This window comes from Psychrobacter sp. H25 (assembly GCF_059076335.1).
In genome coordinates this window covers 1,455,681-1,471,705 of sequence record NZ_JCACRV010000001.1, presented here as the reverse complement: position 1 = coordinate 1,471,705, position 16,025 = coordinate 1,455,681, and the positions used below count along the sequence as shown (strand labels likewise).

The 16,025-nt window shown below is 37.9% G+C and carries 18 protein-coding genes and 1 pseudogene; 11 read left to right on the top strand and 8 right to left on the bottom strand.

The genetic code is table 11. From position 1 onward, the window contains the following. Positions 1-6 precede the first annotated feature (6 nt). The 9 genes from rpmD to rplQ all read left to right on the top strand — a co-directional run bounded on the left by rpmD (position 7) and on the right by rplQ (position 5,299). On the top strand, positions 7-186 hold the full coding sequence (gene rpmD / locus AC5JPO_RS05845) for a 50S ribosomal protein L30 (protein ID WP_057758718.1): 180 nt from the start codon (positions 7-9) through the stop codon (positions 184-186). Next, entirely contained in the window at positions 186-626 is a 441-nt protein-coding gene (gene rplO / locus AC5JPO_RS05840) for a 50S ribosomal protein L15 (protein WP_443526868.1), read from the top strand. Before rpmD ends, rplO begins: the two co-directional genes overlap by 1 nt. 19 nt (positions 627-645) lie before the next feature. Next, on the top strand, positions 646-1,977 hold the full coding sequence (secY, locus tag AC5JPO_RS05835) for a preprotein translocase subunit SecY (protein ID WP_443526908.1): 1,332 nt from the start codon (positions 646-648) through the stop codon (positions 1,975-1,977). Between the two features lie 30 nt (positions 1,978-2,007). Beyond that, complete coding sequence (gene rpmJ / locus AC5JPO_RS05830; RefSeq protein WP_010196721.1) at positions 2,008-2,124, top strand: 50S ribosomal protein L36; 117 nt, start codon at positions 2,008-2,010, stop codon at positions 2,122-2,124. A gap of 251 nt (positions 2,125-2,375) precedes the next feature. Next, on the top strand, positions 2,376-2,732 hold the full coding sequence (gene rpsM, locus AC5JPO_RS05825) for a 30S ribosomal protein S13 (RefSeq protein ID WP_021813384.1): 357 nt from the start codon (positions 2,376-2,378) through the stop codon (positions 2,730-2,732). A 20-nt stretch (positions 2,733-2,752) separates the two neighbouring features. After that, the gene (gene rpsK / locus AC5JPO_RS05820; RefSeq protein WP_045454458.1) at positions 2,753-3,142 is read left to right on the top strand and encodes a 30S ribosomal protein S11; all 390 of its coding nucleotides are present in this window, start codon (positions 2,753-2,755) and stop codon (positions 3,140-3,142) included. 48 nt (positions 3,143-3,190) lie between these two features. After that, positions 3,191-3,832, top strand: a complete 642-nt coding sequence (rpsD, locus tag AC5JPO_RS05815; protein ID WP_301449228.1) for a 30S ribosomal protein S4 — start codon at positions 3,191-3,193, stop codon at positions 3,830-3,832. An 80-nt stretch (positions 3,833-3,912) separates the two neighbouring features. Continuing rightward, positions 3,913-4,920, top strand: a complete 1,008-nt coding sequence (locus AC5JPO_RS05810) for a DNA-directed RNA polymerase subunit alpha (RefSeq protein WP_201599219.1) — start codon at positions 3,913-3,915, stop codon at positions 4,918-4,920. 19 nt (positions 4,921-4,939) lie between these two features. Then, positions 4,940-5,299 carry a 50S ribosomal protein L17 gene (rplQ, locus tag AC5JPO_RS05805; protein WP_021813387.1) on the top strand — a complete coding sequence of 120 codons (360 nt, stop codon included), beginning with the start codon at positions 4,940-4,942 and terminating at the stop codon, positions 5,297-5,299. A gap of 86 nt (positions 5,300-5,385) precedes the next feature. Here rplQ and AC5JPO_RS05800 read toward each other — a convergent pair whose 3' ends face one another. The 5 genes and pseudogenes from AC5JPO_RS05800 to AC5JPO_RS05780 all read right to left on the bottom strand — a co-directional run bounded on the left by AC5JPO_RS05800 (position 5,386) and on the right by AC5JPO_RS05780 (position 9,318). Then, positions 5,386-6,006, bottom strand: a complete 621-nt coding sequence (locus tag AC5JPO_RS05800) for an L-threonylcarbamoyladenylate synthase (RefSeq protein ID WP_319052276.1) — start codon at positions 6,004-6,006, stop codon at positions 5,386-5,388. 258 nt (positions 6,007-6,264) lie between these two features. Further along, positions 6,265-6,621, bottom strand: a pseudogene (locus AC5JPO_RS05795) (elongation factor P hydroxylase); the annotation flags it as partial. A gap of 394 nt (positions 6,622-7,015) precedes the next feature. Next, positions 7,016-7,513 carry an elongation factor P hydroxylase gene (locus AC5JPO_RS05790; protein ID WP_057758727.1) on the bottom strand — a complete coding sequence of 166 codons (498 nt, stop codon included), beginning with the start codon at positions 7,511-7,513 and terminating at the stop codon, positions 7,016-7,018. A gap of 103 nt (positions 7,514-7,616) precedes the next feature. Then, a complete protein-coding gene (locus tag AC5JPO_RS05785) occupies positions 7,617-8,036 on the bottom strand; it encodes a hypothetical protein (RefSeq protein WP_057758729.1) in 420 nt (139 codons plus the stop codon). A gap of 1 nt (position 8,037) precedes the next feature. After that, positions 8,038-9,318, bottom strand: a complete 1,281-nt coding sequence (locus tag AC5JPO_RS05780) for a hypothetical protein (protein ID WP_201605165.1) — start codon at positions 9,316-9,318, stop codon at positions 8,038-8,040. Positions 9,319-9,529: 211 nt separating this feature from the next. Between AC5JPO_RS05780 and AC5JPO_RS05775 the strand changes: the two genes are divergently transcribed. Continuing rightward, positions 9,530-10,695 (top strand): IS3 family transposase gene (locus AC5JPO_RS05775; protein ID WP_201608321.1). Its coding sequence is split into 2 segments (ribosomal slippage): positions 9,530-9,788 and positions 9,788-10,695, totalling 1,167 coding nucleotides; the frame shifts between segments, so codons are not numbered across the junction. On the opposite strand, the gene AC5JPO_RS05770 is transcribed toward AC5JPO_RS05775, so the two are convergent. The 3 genes from AC5JPO_RS05770 to AC5JPO_RS05760 are packed head-to-tail and all read right to left on the bottom strand — an operon-like array spanning position 10,683 to position 14,744. Then, entirely contained in the window at positions 10,683-11,357 is a 675-nt protein-coding gene (locus AC5JPO_RS05770; protein WP_493853517.1) for a hypothetical protein, read from the bottom strand. The two genes, AC5JPO_RS05775 and AC5JPO_RS05770, sit on opposite strands and share 13 nt — an antisense overlap. Next, a complete protein-coding gene (locus tag AC5JPO_RS05765) occupies positions 11,354-13,315 on the bottom strand; it encodes a site-specific integrase (RefSeq protein WP_057758733.1) in 1,962 nt (653 codons plus the stop codon). The genes AC5JPO_RS05770 and AC5JPO_RS05765 overlap by 4 nt, the downstream gene beginning before the upstream one ends. After that, positions 13,308-14,744 carry a tyrosine-type recombinase/integrase gene (locus AC5JPO_RS05760; protein WP_057758735.1) on the bottom strand — a complete coding sequence of 479 codons (1,437 nt, stop codon included), beginning with the start codon at positions 14,742-14,744 and terminating at the stop codon, positions 13,308-13,310. The genes AC5JPO_RS05765 and AC5JPO_RS05760 overlap by 8 nt, the downstream gene beginning before the upstream one ends. A 267-nt stretch (positions 14,745-15,011) precedes the next feature. Here AC5JPO_RS05760 and AC5JPO_RS05755 point away from each other — a divergent pair, with 267 nt between their 5' ends. Then, the gene (locus AC5JPO_RS05755) at positions 15,012-15,956 is read left to right on the top strand and encodes an Arc family DNA-binding protein (RefSeq protein ID WP_057758737.1); all 945 of its coding nucleotides are present in this window, start codon (positions 15,012-15,014) and stop codon (positions 15,954-15,956) included. Positions 15,957-16,025: the final 69 nt, after the last annotated feature.

Sequence of the window (16,025 nt, the reverse complement as noted above, 5' to 3'; positions counted from 1 at the left end):
GTTACGATGAAAAAAATGAAAGTCACTCAATTCAAATCGGGTGCCCATCGCCTAAAGAGCCACAAAGCGAGCTTGAAAGGATTGGGTTTACGCCGCATTAATCACACTGTTGTAGTAGAAGATACTCCTTCAACACGTGGTATGGTTAATCGCGTTAACTACATGGTAAAAGTGGAGGAAGCGTAATGGGTCTTAGATTAAATGAATTATCACCAGGTGTTGGCGCAAAGAAAACTGCCCAACGTCGTGGTCGTGGTATCGGTTCAGGTCTTGGTAAGACTGGTGGTCGTGGTGTAAAAGGTCAGAAGTCTCGTTCAGGTTCTAGCGTTCGCTCAGGATTTGAAGGTGGTCAAATGCCTTTATATCGTCGTCTACCAAAATTTGGTTTTACCAGTAAATTGGCTATGAAGACTGCTGAAGTACGTCTTTCTGAACTGAATAAAATTGATGGCGATGTGGTTAGCCTTGAGACACTTAAAGCTGCTAATCTTGTCCGTCATGACATGAAGCGTGCCCGTGTTATGCTATCAGGCGAAGTCACCAAAGCTTATACCTTTAAAGGTATCAAAGTGACTAAAGGTGCTAAGCAAGCGATCGAAGCTGCTGGTGGTAGCATCGAGGAGTAGTAACGTGTCAAAACAATCAATGTCATCGACTGGTATACCGCTTAATCCATTCGCATTTATACGTAAGTATGATGAGTTATGGTCGCGTTTATTATTCTTAATCGGCGCATTGATTGTTTATCGTTTAGGGTCACATATTCCAGTGCCGGGTATTAACCCGGTTAACTTGGCTGATCTGTTTTCGCGCAACGAAAACACCATTTTGAGCATGTTTAATATGTTCTCAGGTGGTGCGCTAGAGCGTATGTCTATCATGGCACTTGGCATTATGCCATATATCTCAGCATCGATTATTGTACAGATGATGTCTGCAGTATTGCCATCGCTTGAGGCTCTCAAAAAAGAGGGTGAAGCAGGACGACGTAAGCTAAACAAGTACACCCGTCAGGGAACGCTTGCTTTAGCACTAGTACAGTCATTAGGAATGTGTGCTGGTTTGATCAGCCAAAATCTTACTTTATCATCTGGTTTGACCTTTTATATTCCAGCCGTTACTTCATTAGTAGCGGGCGCAATGTTCTTGATGTGGCTCGGTGAGCAGATTACAGAACGTGGCGTTGGTAACGGTATTTCAATGCTCATTTTTGCGAGTATTGTGGCTGGTACACCAGGTATGATTTCGCAATCTATCGAACAGGTCAATCAAGGTCAAATGAACTTGATTGTACTATTTATTTTTGTATTACTGGGAATAGCGGTAACTGCAGGTATTGTTTATATTGAACGTGCTCAGCGCCGTGTCCCTGTTAACTATGCTCAGAAACAACAGCAAGGCCGCAAAATTTACGCTCAGCAGCAGTCACATTTGCCGTTGAAGCTTAATATGGCAGGGGTTATCCCAGCTATTTTTGCAAGCTCTTTATTGTTGTTCCCTGCAAGTTTAGGGCAGTGGGTAGGTCAATCAACTGACCCTACCTTTGTACAAAAAATACTGCAAAATATGGCATTGGTGTTGTCTCCAGGACAGCCGCTGTATTTAGTATTGTTCGGTGCAATGATTATTTTCTTCTGTTATTTTTATACGGCATTAGTATTTAGTCCTCGTGAAGTAGCAGAAAACCTTAAACGTAGTGGTGCTTATATCCCAGGTATTCGCCCAGGACAACAAACTCAGCGTTACCTCGATCATGTATTAAACCGACTGACCTTTATTGGCGCGATGTATATGACGGTTATTTGTTTAATGCCAATGGTCGTCCAGTCATCGTTTGGTGTACCGTTTCAACTTGGTGGTACGTCGCTACTGATTATGGTGGTTGTGGTAATGGACTTCATCTCGCAGATTCAAGCGCATTTGATGACCCATCAATATCATGATCAGACGTTAATTCAATCGCCCACTCAACCTTAATGAGCGGTACGATATTTCAAGGAGCATGCTATGAAAGTTCAAGCATCAGTTAAGAAGATTTGTGGTAGCTGTAAAGTTGTGCGCCGTAAAGGCCGTGTACATATCATTTGTACGGCAGAACCGCGCCACAAGCAACGTCAAGGTTAATATCTAGTATCATAAAGTTTTAAACTTTTGTTACTATATAAATTAATACTTGAAAAATAACGGCGGATGGGATATCATCCGCCACTTGCCGTGTTTATACAAAATGTTTTATAATGGTTTTTAGGTACAGGTTTTTACCAAATCCTAGTATCAAAAGTTATTATAGAGTGTGTAGTATCAACAGCAACAATTCTGAAAAATAATGCCTTATTGATAAATAACGCTTATTTTTCTTTAATGGAGAGAAATCAATGGCTCGTATTGCCGGCGTAAACATTCCGGATAATAAGCATGCTGTTATTTCACTAACTTACATCTTTGGTGTAGGTCGTACCACTGCTCAGAAAATCTTAGAAGCAGTTGGCATTGCCCCTACTACTAAAGTTAGTCAGTTAGATGATACACAGTTAGATGCTATCCGTGCACAAGTTGCAAACTACATGACTGAAGGTGATCTTCGTCGTGAAGTTTCAATGAATATCAAGCGTTTAGTTGATCTTGGTTGTTACCGTGGCATCCGCCATCGTCGTAACCTACCAGTTAGAGGTCAGAACACCAAGAACAACGCTCGTACTCGTAAGGGTCCGACACGCCCTCTCAAAAGATAATTAACTTAGGAAGCTAAAAGATGGCAAAAGACACTCGTAGTCGCAAGAAGGTGACTCGTCGTTCAGTATCGGAGGGCATTGCCCATATCCATGCGTCTTTTAATAACACCATTGTTACGATTACCGATCGTCAAGGTAATGCATTGGCTTGGGCCACTTCAGGTGGGCAAGGCTTCCGTGGTTCACGTAAATCTACACCATTTGCAGCTCAGGTTGCAGCTGAAGTCGCTGGTAAAGCGGCTCAAGAATACGGTGTTAAGAATATCGACGTTTTGGTCAAAGGACCAGGACCGGGTCGTGAGTCTGCGGTAAGAGCACTAGGTGCATTGGGTTATAAAGTTAACAGCATCTCTGATGTAACCCCAATCCCACACAATGGTTGCCGTGCGCCGAAAAAGCGCCGCGTCTAATATTAAAGACGAAGCTTTTTATTCCAAAAGCTTATAGGAGACATAACAATGGCCCGCTATATTGGACCAAAACTGAAATTATCACGTCGCGAAGGTACAGACTTAGGTCTTAAGTCTGGCGTTAAACCATACGACGTAAAAACGAAAAAAGCTGGTCGTCCACCAGGTCAGCACGGTGTAAGCCGTAACAAGACCTCAGAATATGCTCTACAGTTGCGCGAAAAGCAGAAAGTTAAGCGTATTTATGGTGTATTAGAGCGTCAGTTCGCTAACTACTATAAAGAAGCTGCTCGTAAGCGCGGTGCTACTGGTGAAAACCTTTTAGCCATGCTTGAGAGCCGTCTAGATAACGTTGTATATCGCATGGGCTTTGGCTCAACTCGCGCTGAAGCACGTCAGCTGGTTAGCCATCGTACCGTAATGGTAAAGAAAGCTGGTCGTGATGAGTTTGTTCGTGTGAACATTCCATCAATTCAGCTTCAAGATGGTGATGTTATCGCTATCCAAGAGAAGTCTCGCGAACAGCTACGTATTAAAAACGCTATTGAACTAGCGTCACAACGTGGCATTCCAGAATGGCTTGATGTTGATCACAGCAAACTACAGGGCACGTTCAAAAAAGCGCCTGATCGTATTGATCTACCTGCTGAAATCAACGAAAGCTTGATCGTTGAGCTATACTCTAAGTAATAACGTAATGCTCAATGTTATGAAAATAGCATTGAGCACTCAACGTTAATTAAACCAGTTTAATAAATCGAGGTGACATCATGATGCTAAATGCAACTGAGTTTCTAACGCCGAATGCCATTAATGTGGATACGGTTAATGAAACGATTGCGAAAGTCACGCTCGAACCGTTAGAACGCGGCTTTGGGCATACCCTAGGTAATGCTCTGCGTCGCATCTTGTTATCTTCATTACCTGGTGCTGCAGTCATTGAAGCTGAGATTGATGGTGTTGACCATGAATACTCTACGCTTGAAGGGCTACAAGAAGATGTACTTGACTTGCTTTTGAACTTAAAAGGTTTGGCAATTACGCTTCATGACCAAAATGAAGTATTTTTGACCTTGGATAAACAAGGTCCAGGCACTATCACTGCTGCAGACATCGCGTTACCGCACAATGTTGATATTATCAATCCAGAATTGGTTTTGGGTACATTGAGCGACCGTGGTCATCTTAAGATGCGTTTGCGCGTAGTGATGGGTCGTGGATATGAGCCAGCAAACCAGCGCCGTGAAGATGGTGATACTAGAGCAATTGGACGCTTAAAGCTTGATGCAAGTTTTAGTCCTGTGCTACGTGTTGCTTATCAGGTTGAGAACGCTCGCGTTGAGCAGCGTACTGATCTTGATCGTCTTATCGTTGAGCTTGAAACTAATGGCACTATAGATCCAGAAGAAGCAATTCGTAAAGCAGCAACTATTTTACAGCAACAGATTTCTATCTTTGTTGACCTAGAAGCTGAAGAAGCGCCTGAGCCTGTGAAAGAAAAAGAAGAGGTTGATCCGGTGCTATTACGCCCTGTGGACGATCTTGAACTAACGGTTCGCTCAGCCAACTGCTTGAAAGCTGAAAACATTTACTATATCGGTGATTTGGTACAGCGTTCAGAGACTGAACTTCTAAAAACCCCAAATCTTGGTAAGAAATCATTAACAGAAATCAAGGACGTATTAGCGTCTAAAGATTTAGAGCTCGGTATGCGCCTAGATAACTGGCCACCAGCTGATTTACGTGTTGATGATCGCTTTTCTTATCGTAGCCGTTAAACTTTAAGGATTTTTGACTATGCGCCATCGTAAGAGTGGAGTCAAGCTGGGTCGTACCGGCAGTCATCGTAAGGCAATGTTTCAGAACATGACCAACTCATTATTTGAGCATGAACTGATCAAAACAACTTTACCAAAAGCTAAAGAACTACGTCGCGTTGCCGAGCCATTGATCACTATGGCTAAAGAAGACAGCGTTGCTAACCGTCGTTTAGCATTCAGCCGTATGCGTAGCAAAGCTATGGTAGGCAAATTATTTGGCACGTTAGGTCCTCGTTACCAGACGCGTCCAGGTGGTTATTTGCGTATCGTAAAGTGTGGTTACCGTGATGGTGACAATGCGCCAATGGCTTATGTAGAATTGGTTGATCGCGACTAATTTTGCACCATAGATATATTTCAAAAAAAAGCTCCAATTGAATTGGAGCTTTTTTTTTGTTTGAAGTTTAATTATTTATTATCCGTTCATAGTAATAACGAATCAACGTCAGCAGCACCTTGTCTGATCACTTCAGGCTGACTATTGGTCATGTCTACAATGGTGGTAAGTTTGGTTGTCTTTATGCCTGCATTGATAAGACCGTCTATTTGATTACCTAACAAGTCTTCGATTTCAAACGGATCATCTAAAATATCGTCTCTATCAGGAAGAATCAAAGAACTGGTCAAAATAGGTTCATCCATCGCTTCTAATAGCGCCTGGGCAATAGGATTGCTAGGCACACGAATACCAATCGTTTTCTTCTTTGCGTGGGCGAGTTTCTTAGGCACGTCTTTTGTAGCGTTGAGAATAAAAGTAATTGGCGCTGGCGTATGCGCTTTAAGTTGTTTGAACTGTACATTGTCGACTGTAGCGTAGTTTGCAATCTCACTAAGATCACGGCATAACAAAGTAAATTGATGCTTGTCATCAAGCTCGCGAATTTGCTTTAGCTTAGTCAAGGCGTCCTTTGCGCCCAACCGACAACCAAAAGCATAACTGGTATCCGTTGGATAAATGATCAGTTGATCCTTGCGTAGCATGTTGGCAGCTTGTTCGATGAGACGTGGCTGCGGATTTTCTGGATGAATATAGAGTACTTCCATAATAATTCCTTATTTTATAATTATTGGTTTTTTATTAATACAAACAATTTGTCAGCTCGTTAAAGCTAATTTAATCAAAAGTAGTGTCGACGAACACTACTTTATGTGTTGGTAATGCAATCTACTCAAAAATAATATTTCAATTATTAGTATAGCTCAAAGCCAATAGAGCTTTAGTGGTAAGGCGTTACCAATCGTAGAAAATCGTTAACGGCAAAAAATGAGTAGCTCAAATAAAAGCCTTATTGGCGTTTGATATTATTTATCTTGGCAGATACTGAGTAGGGTGCTGAGTAATGTCTTAGCATCACGTGGTAAAATTTTTGGATTTTCAAGATAGGTTTCTACTTGTTGATAGACGTCATTAGCAAACGTACTCTCGCTAGTGTCAAAGTCAGCAAACAAGTTATCTTGTGAGACTTGAAAATGTCGCCCACATGCTAGAGTAAATAGACATTCTAGTGCCTGCGGCTTGATCTCTACACGTTCAAATGCCTGCTGCTGAGCTGCTGTTCGACCGTCTGGGGCATACCAGTAGCCAAAATCAGGTAGCCGCCTACGAGCCTCACCAGCCACACACCAATGACTTACGTCTAGTAAACTCTTAACTATAAATGTACATTACTAAGTTATTGATTGATAAAGAAGTAATTGTAATGATGTAAAATCAGCTTCTTGATAAAAAAATGTACAATATTCCTCATAAAAGGAGATATTGTACATTAAGTGAGTCATTGGAATTATCACTTTTCAAAGCACTAAGAAGCTTATATTAGCCGTGTATATACAATCGAGACATATCAATATTTTATTTTTGATGAATAGATCGGGACTTTTTGTTGGTTCTTCTCTTAGTAGATATTCTTTGTTTTTTCAATAAAATTGGGAAGGCTAGAATATTTACTATAGTTATCATCGGCTGAATAGTAGCCTGATGAATATACTTCACATGACTGCTTTGAAATTTTAAAATTAAGTAAGTATGAATTTGCAATATGTAGTTAATAAACTAATTATCCCTTAACGTAGAAAAATCTGTATGCATTAATGTTTCTAAAGCTATTCTAGCCGTAGGAGGAGGATTCGTAATCATCTCTTGATAATTAACTTCTAAGTTTTTTAGAAACACCTCTGATATCGGTCGACCTGAAAAATCATCAAAGCTAGGTGAAAAATGTATACCTATAGCTTCACACATAGCCTTTTCTAAGCCTTGAGGTCTTGCTTCAACCAATTGAAATAGCTCTTGCTCTTCACTTGTTCTACCACATTCAGTATACCAGTAACCATAGTCATCTAATTTGCGTCGTTTTTGCCCTGCCAAACAGTAATGAGCAATTTCATGTAATAGGCTTCTTGGGTAGTTTTCTTTAAAAAAGATCTTCGCATTTGTATCTGCTTTTGGCGCTTCATAGTAGGGTTCATCTACTCCACCAATTATGGTTAGAGTAGGAAAAAGATGTTCAAATAAAATTTTTAGTTTGTTACACAAATGATCGTCATTCATAGGAATACTTTTAAGGCATCTTAATAGCCGTAATATGAGAAATAAAGCTTTAGAGAGGCTTTATTCATAGATTGTATTTGAGCTAAACAGGAACAAGATTAAGCTATTTATTAGATCTTTTCACTAATCTTATATGTGGAGAATCTGCTAACTCTCTTTGAAGTTCAAAATTCTGTCTTAGAATGTTAAGATAATCTTGCATTATAATGTCATATTCTTCTTTTATCATGTCGTATTTCAAATTAGCTTTGATTTTGAGCTCTTTTTCATGTTTTAACTTAGTAGAAGTATTAGGTTTTTCTTGAGCACGATTTTTGCGTTCTTCTTCCGCTTTTGTTATTGCTTCGCAAAGTTCTGGATATCTCTCATTACGGACATACCCTTTTCCTTTACCTGCCTCTCTACCTACAGCGTCTCTAGTAAACTTAAACCGTGATGACTTTGTATTGACAATTTTGGCTGTACCATCTTGTAGACGATTCAAAGCATCCCAATAAGCCTGTTCTGCCTGGCTAGTTTTCATGTTATTTCTCTTGATTTACTTCTAATACTGAAAGAAGACTGTCTATTTTTTTAATACTCACTTCGTATTCATGATGAACACGCTTTGGAATATCTAAAGTGAGTTGAGACTTATAAAAATCTTTAGTTTGTAGCAAAATACTTTTGGATTCTGGTGAAAACACCGCATTTTCACAGCTAATACAAGCAGATGCCAATACACCAGCACCTTTATCACAAGGTTTAATAGACATACATCCGCCAACTAAAGTAGATCGATAACGAATTTTGCCATTTTTGACTGCTTTCTTAGTACTATTTCTATTATCTAAGAACTTAGGAAGCTTATTCTCTACTTTTCTTTTTTGTAGATTTTTACCAGCTGCACCAGTTAGTGTCACCCTGCTATCTAACAATTCATGCAAATTATCTGACTCTACTCTTGCTTGGGCCTCCTGCCATTCCTTTTGCATAGCTTTGACTTCAGGGCCGTTGCCTAAAATATTTATCGCTCTAGAGTTTGAGTCCGTGTAATAGACTGTCATCATCATGCTTATATGTTTTAGCTGGGATTTAAGAGTAGGATATGAAACATAACCACTAGAAGCAGCATACACGGCTAAGGAGCGTCTAAACTGATGAAAGCCTAAAGGCCAAGGCTTACCTAATTTAATATTATTAGATATTTCATCGCCGTATAAAAATTGACTGACTTCCTTTAAGTCTTGTTCTGAAATTAATAAGTGCTCTGATGACATTATTTTTTGAATGAGGTTGCTATTTAAGGCAGTTGTTGCATAATCAAAATGCGGATGAGGCTTTCCAGATTTCCCATTTTCAATTGAAAAAAACAACGGTAACTTACTCTCATCTTCTGCCACCTGACTCTTATTAGCAGACCAGTTCAAAGCTCCTTGAGTGATAAATTTAGCTGCTTCAAAAGCTTCTTCAACAATTGAACCTGTTACCCATTTTGTAAATCTTGGTACTCCATTACTTTCCAATTTTGTTGTAGTTGACCATACTACAGGTATATTCCCAGTATCGGAATGAATATGTCTTAGCCCGTTGAAAGGGATAGATAGTAATTCATTTTTACGCATACCTGTAAACGCAGCTATAACAAAAGCGCTTTTCATCTGTATTTGACCTAAGCTGATTGTTAAACTTAACCAATTAGCATTCTTGATGATGTTTAAATCTGTTAATTCTGCTAAAATCTTAGTTAGCTTTGTATCTGTCTTCAAAGCAGTTTGCCAATAAAATCTGATTAAGCTTTTTTGTGATTTAGTAAGCTTACTCATAGGTACACTCTGATCTAATCTTAATGCTTCATCTCTTACTTTAGTACGTGCAGAAAAAACATATGAGATCTGCTCAGCGTGCTTATTAAAAACCTGCAAACTTTCAATGGTATCTTTTAGCAGGTTCTGATAAATACGTGAAGGAATGAGCTATGCTGAAAAAACTGTAGAACCAAACTTGGTAAACTAACGACTCAATGAGGAGTTTATCATGACTAAGAAAATCAGAACCTATAGTGCAGCATTCAAAGCTGAAGCCGTTAAAAAGATAGCAGATAATAAGGGCAATGTTTCAGCGACTGCAAAGCAGCTTGGCATCGCCATGCAGACATTATCTAACTGGCAAAACAAAGCTGATAAAGGCCAGCTTATTGGTACTAAAGAATATGATCCTGAGCTCATGGCTATACTAGAAGAGAATAAACGTCTTAAACGTGATCTCAAAGTTGCTCAGGAAGAGAGAGATATTCTAAAAAAGGCCACGGCGTACTTCGCGAAGCACAGTTGATGAGGTACGTCTTTATCAAGGATAACCAGAAAATATTTAGCATCACTTGTATGTGTCACGTATTAGATGTCAAGCCATCAAGCTATTATAACTGGATAAATCGTGGTGTTAGTAATCAGCAGATCCACCGCAACCAGTGTGAGCTGCTGGTTCGCGTGGCTCATGATGAAACTAAGCAGCGCTATGGCTGTGAGCGATTGCATGCTCATCTTGCAGAGCAAGGCCATCATATCAGTCAATACATGGTAAGACGCATTAAAGAAGAATACGGCATTGTTTGCCGTCGTCACAAGCGTTTTAAAGTTACCACCAACTCAAACCATAACAAGTTTATTTATCCAAACCTGCTCGATCAAAAATTTGATACCAGTCGTCCTAACGAAGCTTGGGTTAGTGACATCACTTACATATGGACAGATGAGGGTTGGCTATACTTAGCAGGTGTTAAAGACCTCTACACTAAAGAGCTGGTCGGCTATGCTATCCACAAGCGTATGACAGCAGATTTAGTTTGCCGTGCACTCAATATGGCCATCAAGAACAAACGACCCAACCAACGGCTGATTGTGCATTCTGATAGAGGCAGTCAGTACTGTAGTTATGACTATCATAAGATCATTAAGAAGCATAAATTTAAGGGTTCAATGTCCAGACGTGGTAATTGCTTTGATAATGCTCCGATAGAGAGTTTCTGGGGCATATTGAAAAATGAGTTAGTGTATCATCAGGATTATAAAATGAGATTCGAAGCTATCAATGACATCATTAAATATATTGAGCTTGAGTATAACCAGACTAGAATCCAAAAGGGTTTGGGCTATAAAACGCCAAGACAGGTGTGGTTTGATTTTTATCGTCAAGCTGCGTAACTAAAATCTCCCAAGTCAATGTCTACAGATTTGACAGCATAGGTCAGAATGATCATGGTTTGAAGACTTTGAGAAGTCTCAGGGAAAGATTTTCTAGTCTTTCTTAGTTTGCTTGAAAATTCTTTTGAAGGTTGCATGTTACACCAAAAATTACTTTGATTTAAAACAGATGCTGTATCAATAAATCTTTGTATCTTGCCTAAATGCAAACCTATTTGTTTCTCCGTCGAACTATTAGTTACTAGGAAGTCGATTGCACTACTGTCAGTAAATATATTATTAAAGTCAATATTATTGTTTACACAGTAACTAATTAGGAAGGATATAGCGACTATATCACTATTCAATTTTGACATAGAACATCCATTCATCTCACAATTCCAATTGAGAGTAAATACCTTCAAAAACTTAACTGCTGATTTGAATTTTTTGCCGTCGGTATTAATAGATGAGGATAGGTTCCGAATTTTAGTTCTAAAATTAATAGTTCTATGTGAATTGCTAGTAGCACTATAGTCCCAAATATCATCAGAGAATAATGATAAAGCATCTCCACTCTTGGAAAGCGTTACAATCAAACCAGATGATGGGTTTTCGATTAGGTCTTTAGATATTGGTTGTATCTCTTTAACGAGGGGTTCACGCATCATTGTCTTGGTCATAAACTTAAGCTTTTTCTGTTAGATTCTGAGGCTACAGTGAGAAAATTTATATGCTCATCCCAATACTCATTATAAATTTGCATTTTTATTTTTTGTTCAGCATCATCAACGAGTTCAATTACTCTATTATCTTTTCCTTTAAGAATATTGATAATCTCGTCAATTCTAAATAGTGATGGTTCTATAGAGAGAAGATGATATTCAGGATCATCACGAATCATAGAAGACTTTAGTAGAGCCTCCTTCAAACTTAATAGTTTATGTATATCTTCAAAATCTATATGAATTGCAAAAAATTCACAGAACAAACAACTTTCAAATGTAGCACAGGAAGGGTTGGGGGCTTCATTATTAAAGCCCAATGCCTTAACAGGATCATTATCTGATAGGTTAGAACAAGATCCTGCTGGTATTTTCTCCGTATCATAGTTAGTTGAAGTCTTGATAGATATAGTTTGTTCATTAGTTCGATTAGACCTAAGAACTGCGGTAATCATTTTTTCGTGATAATGATTCATCTCTATTGCTTGAGACTCAATATCGATCGAAGTGTAAGATTTAGCTACTGTAGTTAAAGAGTTATTCAACTTCCTAGCTACTAATGACAAATTTCCTTTAGAATGTTTTATGTAGTATTCCGCACATAGGTTTCTAATGTCTCTAGCAGTAACCCTTTTAACCCCTTTAAAAAGTGGAGTATTGTCGTCAATAGAACTGACAGAGCTACGTGCAAAACGCTTTAATTGACGATGTTCTCCAATACGCATAAACAAGTATTCTTGACAGTCTCCAGGAAGATGAAGGTTATCAACCCACTCTCTAAGTTTCAAATACTGTATGAGATAACGTTTTAAGTGAGAAGGAGCGGAAAATTCAATCTGTCTACCTGCTCGATATTTATGTTTTTTAGCAAAAGTTGATAAGCCAAGGTTTTCCAAATTTAAATCAGATATTTTCAAATCAAGTGTGGGTTGTATATTAGCAGCAGTGAAAGAAAGGTAAATGTAATAAAAGCAATATGTACATAGGTTATAAGCATAAATTTTTCTAGAGTCTAAATTCTCATTGATCCATGTATTTCTGTTGTTTATTAATGTGTTTTTATAGAAATCTTTCTTAGTATGCTCACAATTATAATAATTTGATAAAGCATTTTTTACCTCATTAAAGGGTAAGGGTTCACCACTATTGTAGAAGCAATTAGGTAGTTTCTTTATGCCATATTTTCTAGTTGAATCCCAATAATAATCATTACTTGATGATTTTGCTAAAGTAATAGGTATAGGGTAGATTTTATTTAATATGGCGTATGAGAATTCATTAAAGTATGTAATGCAGGTTTGTAAGAAGTTTTTGAAGTCTTCTAATGAGGAGTCTCTTTCTTTACTGTTATGCCCCATATGACGATGCTTGGGAATAATACTAAGTATATCGATATCAGATAAGTTATAAGCGATTTTTATGAAATCTCTTGCAGTATTTAGCTTGTCATAAAGAGTTGTAGTGCTTATAGATTTTGCACCACTTAAACGCGCCTTTTGATAGAGATTAATTTGATAATATTTATAATTAGATGCTAAATCATCTAAAGTAAGAGGCTTAGAGCCTTCAAAATCACAAAAATCAAAAAAATATCTTAAATTATGAAGGTAACCTCGCACCGTTTCATCTCTCAACCCTTTTTGAAGGATTTCCCTAAGGTACCTTCTCAACCATTCTACACGTTCTATAGACAATGTTGATTCATCAACTAGGCCCGTAATATAGCTCTTAGTTTTATCTCGGGAATGACCAGAATCGTTCTCTCTATTGGTATAGCAGACTCTACCAATATCGACTTTAAAGGACACACCATCAGCTCTTGAACCTACAATTACTGTGTATTGAGGATCAACGATATCTTCTATTTGCTTAGTGCTTATCTCAATAAGCTGCCTGTCATTGAAAGAATTAGACATTATATTCGCCCTTATCAAATGTTACGCCGAACGTATCTTGTATATCATTGAATTCTTTTACTTCCGAGTCGAATTTTAGATAGGCCTCAGTGGTTGTTAGGCTTCTATGGTTTAACCTTTGTCTGACATGATCAAATATCTTAGAATCAGGGTATTCCTTAGCTCTAAGGTTTCTTACGATATTCATCCCATAGGTAGCACGCAAATCATGGAATGAAAAATTTTGAAGACTTGGTTCAAATTTTTGAACCTTGGAAATGAATTTTTTTAATTCATTTCTTAAAGATTGGCCGTTTTTAGGTACCATAACGGGCGCTTCAGTGTTCCAAACTGGTTTAGGGTTGTTACGATTACGATCTATAATTTCTCTTTCAGCAGTTAAATAGGGGTTTCCAGTTCGAGTTAAAAACACATAGTTATCGTCAGTATTTGCATAAAAGCTGTTTATATTTTGTCTTCTATGTTCCGCTCTTTCGCAATCTATATATGTTGCTAAATGATCAATTAGGTTACGTGAAAACATTAAGCGGTTTAGTCGCCCACCCTTTGAATCTGTTCTGTATTTATATCCAGTATTTATCACGGCATAATTTGAATCAGCATTTTGTTCTAAGTAGTGGAGAGCAGTTTTGATACAAGCAATAGAGAGAGTGCATACGCTTTGTTGTCTAGCTCCTGTTCCGAGAGCTATTCTTATCATTAGCTCTAACTCTATTGACGCATAGTTTTTATCAAATGCCCTGAAAATAATTTCTTGTTCTTCAGAGCTTAAAGGACGCAGACTGCCTCCATCTCTCAACTTACCTAGTGATGGTAAGGGTTTTCTGCTGCTTCTTAGCTTGAGATCATTTGTAATAACACTAATATTCCTCATTATTCCTACATTATTATGAATAGGTATAGAAACCTTCCTTTCTCTAAAGGGCTTATTCTCTATATCAGACTGAGATACGAATGATTGATGCTGTATATAATTATAGAAATGAGCAACAGAGGACAGAATGTTATTAATGTATTGAGAGCTAAAGTCGTGCTGTTCTATTACAGCCTGTAAAAAAGCTTTGAATTTGCGAGGAACTCTTTGCTGATACTGGGTAGGTAAGTCTAAAAAGTGTTGGTTACTATGTTCTAGGTACTGTAGATAGTATTTTAGGTGGATAGCTCTTGCGGATAACGTTTTCATATTTGAAAGCGCAGGAGTGTCTAGTTGTCCCATGAGATATAGGTTACCTATTTTCCAAGGTAAACCATCTGATTGAATGATAACAGGCATTCTGAAGTGATAATCTGAGTTAGCTAAAGAGCTAAAAGTGTAATCGTAATCATTAGCCTGAGCAGTCTTTGACCAATTTGCATTCTGCAATCTAAACCGTCTTAGATAAATTACTTTTGCATTAGAGTCAAAAAGGTCTTTAAGAGAAGGTTTCATCTCTTTTCTAGTTCACTGAGTTCTTTGGCTTTAAACATAAGCTTTTCTATATATTGAGATAACGAATGGAACTGGTTCTTTGCATCATTTATGGCAAAATTCTTAAGTTCTTTAGGTACCCGGACGTTCATCTGAACCTTCTGATTTGACATGTATTTACCTCTTTAGGGTTTGTTACATAATATGATAGCATTATGCTATCATTGCCGCAAGTTCCTTATGGTAATATTATTTGTTTTAAATTCAATATTCTATTTGGGCTTTAAAATGTCAAAAAATGTGCAGTTTAATTTAAGAATTCCTACTGAATTGAAAGCCCTGATCTCCGATGCCTCAAAAGTTAGTGGACGTTCAATTAATGCCGAGGCACAGTATCGACTAGAAAAATCTTTTGAAGGTCAAGAAGGAAGTTATATCGAAGCTATCGACGATTTAAAGAGTTTTTTTGATGCTCATTTACGTAGCGATCGCTTAAATCTACTATCTGGCAAACTAAATTTCCTCTTGAGTGAAGCTAAGGCAACTGATAGTTTTCATACCCCAAGTATTTCTAGAGTTGCTGAGGCCCTGGGATACAATAGTGTGGGCGTTACTGAGGATTGGTTTGAAGGGCGAAAAGAGCCATCGTTTAACGAATTAGAAAAATTAGCCACATACTTTGGATGCCAAAAGAATTGGCTCGTTCATGATGAAGGAAGGCCTTTCGCAAAAGAAACATTTGAGTTTGGTTATGATATTGAAGAGAATGCTAGAAGCTTATTAAAAGGTAATAATGAAGATGAGGTTAAGTTGGTCTGGTTTGCTCGGAACAATACTGAAAACGGTGAACTAGTTATTATCAAGCATTACGATAGTTGGCATGGTTTGGTTCTAGACTCTCGTGTGCATGTCAGTGACAAAGTAGGTATAGGTGGCTCTGAAGACAGAGCGCTCCTATCCTTAACATTAAAGTATCTTTGTAAGTACCATATCTCAAAGATCAGAGGAGCAATAGTTTCAGAACCAGACTTTAACGAATTAATTTGGGCCAAACAAAATCCGATCAAAGTAATTGATAAGTATCGTCACAATTCTTGGATTGAAGATATTTGGGATAGGTCAATGTATTCAAAGAAAGCTAATAGTTACTGGAAAGGATGGAGTGAGATGTGCATGTCTAATGAACTTTATATTAGTGGACATGAGATTTTATCTAAAATATCTATAAAGTAATTTGAGATAAAATAAGTATGCCATACTAGGGCGTGTCATCAATTAGCATAGATATTTCAGAATAAGCTA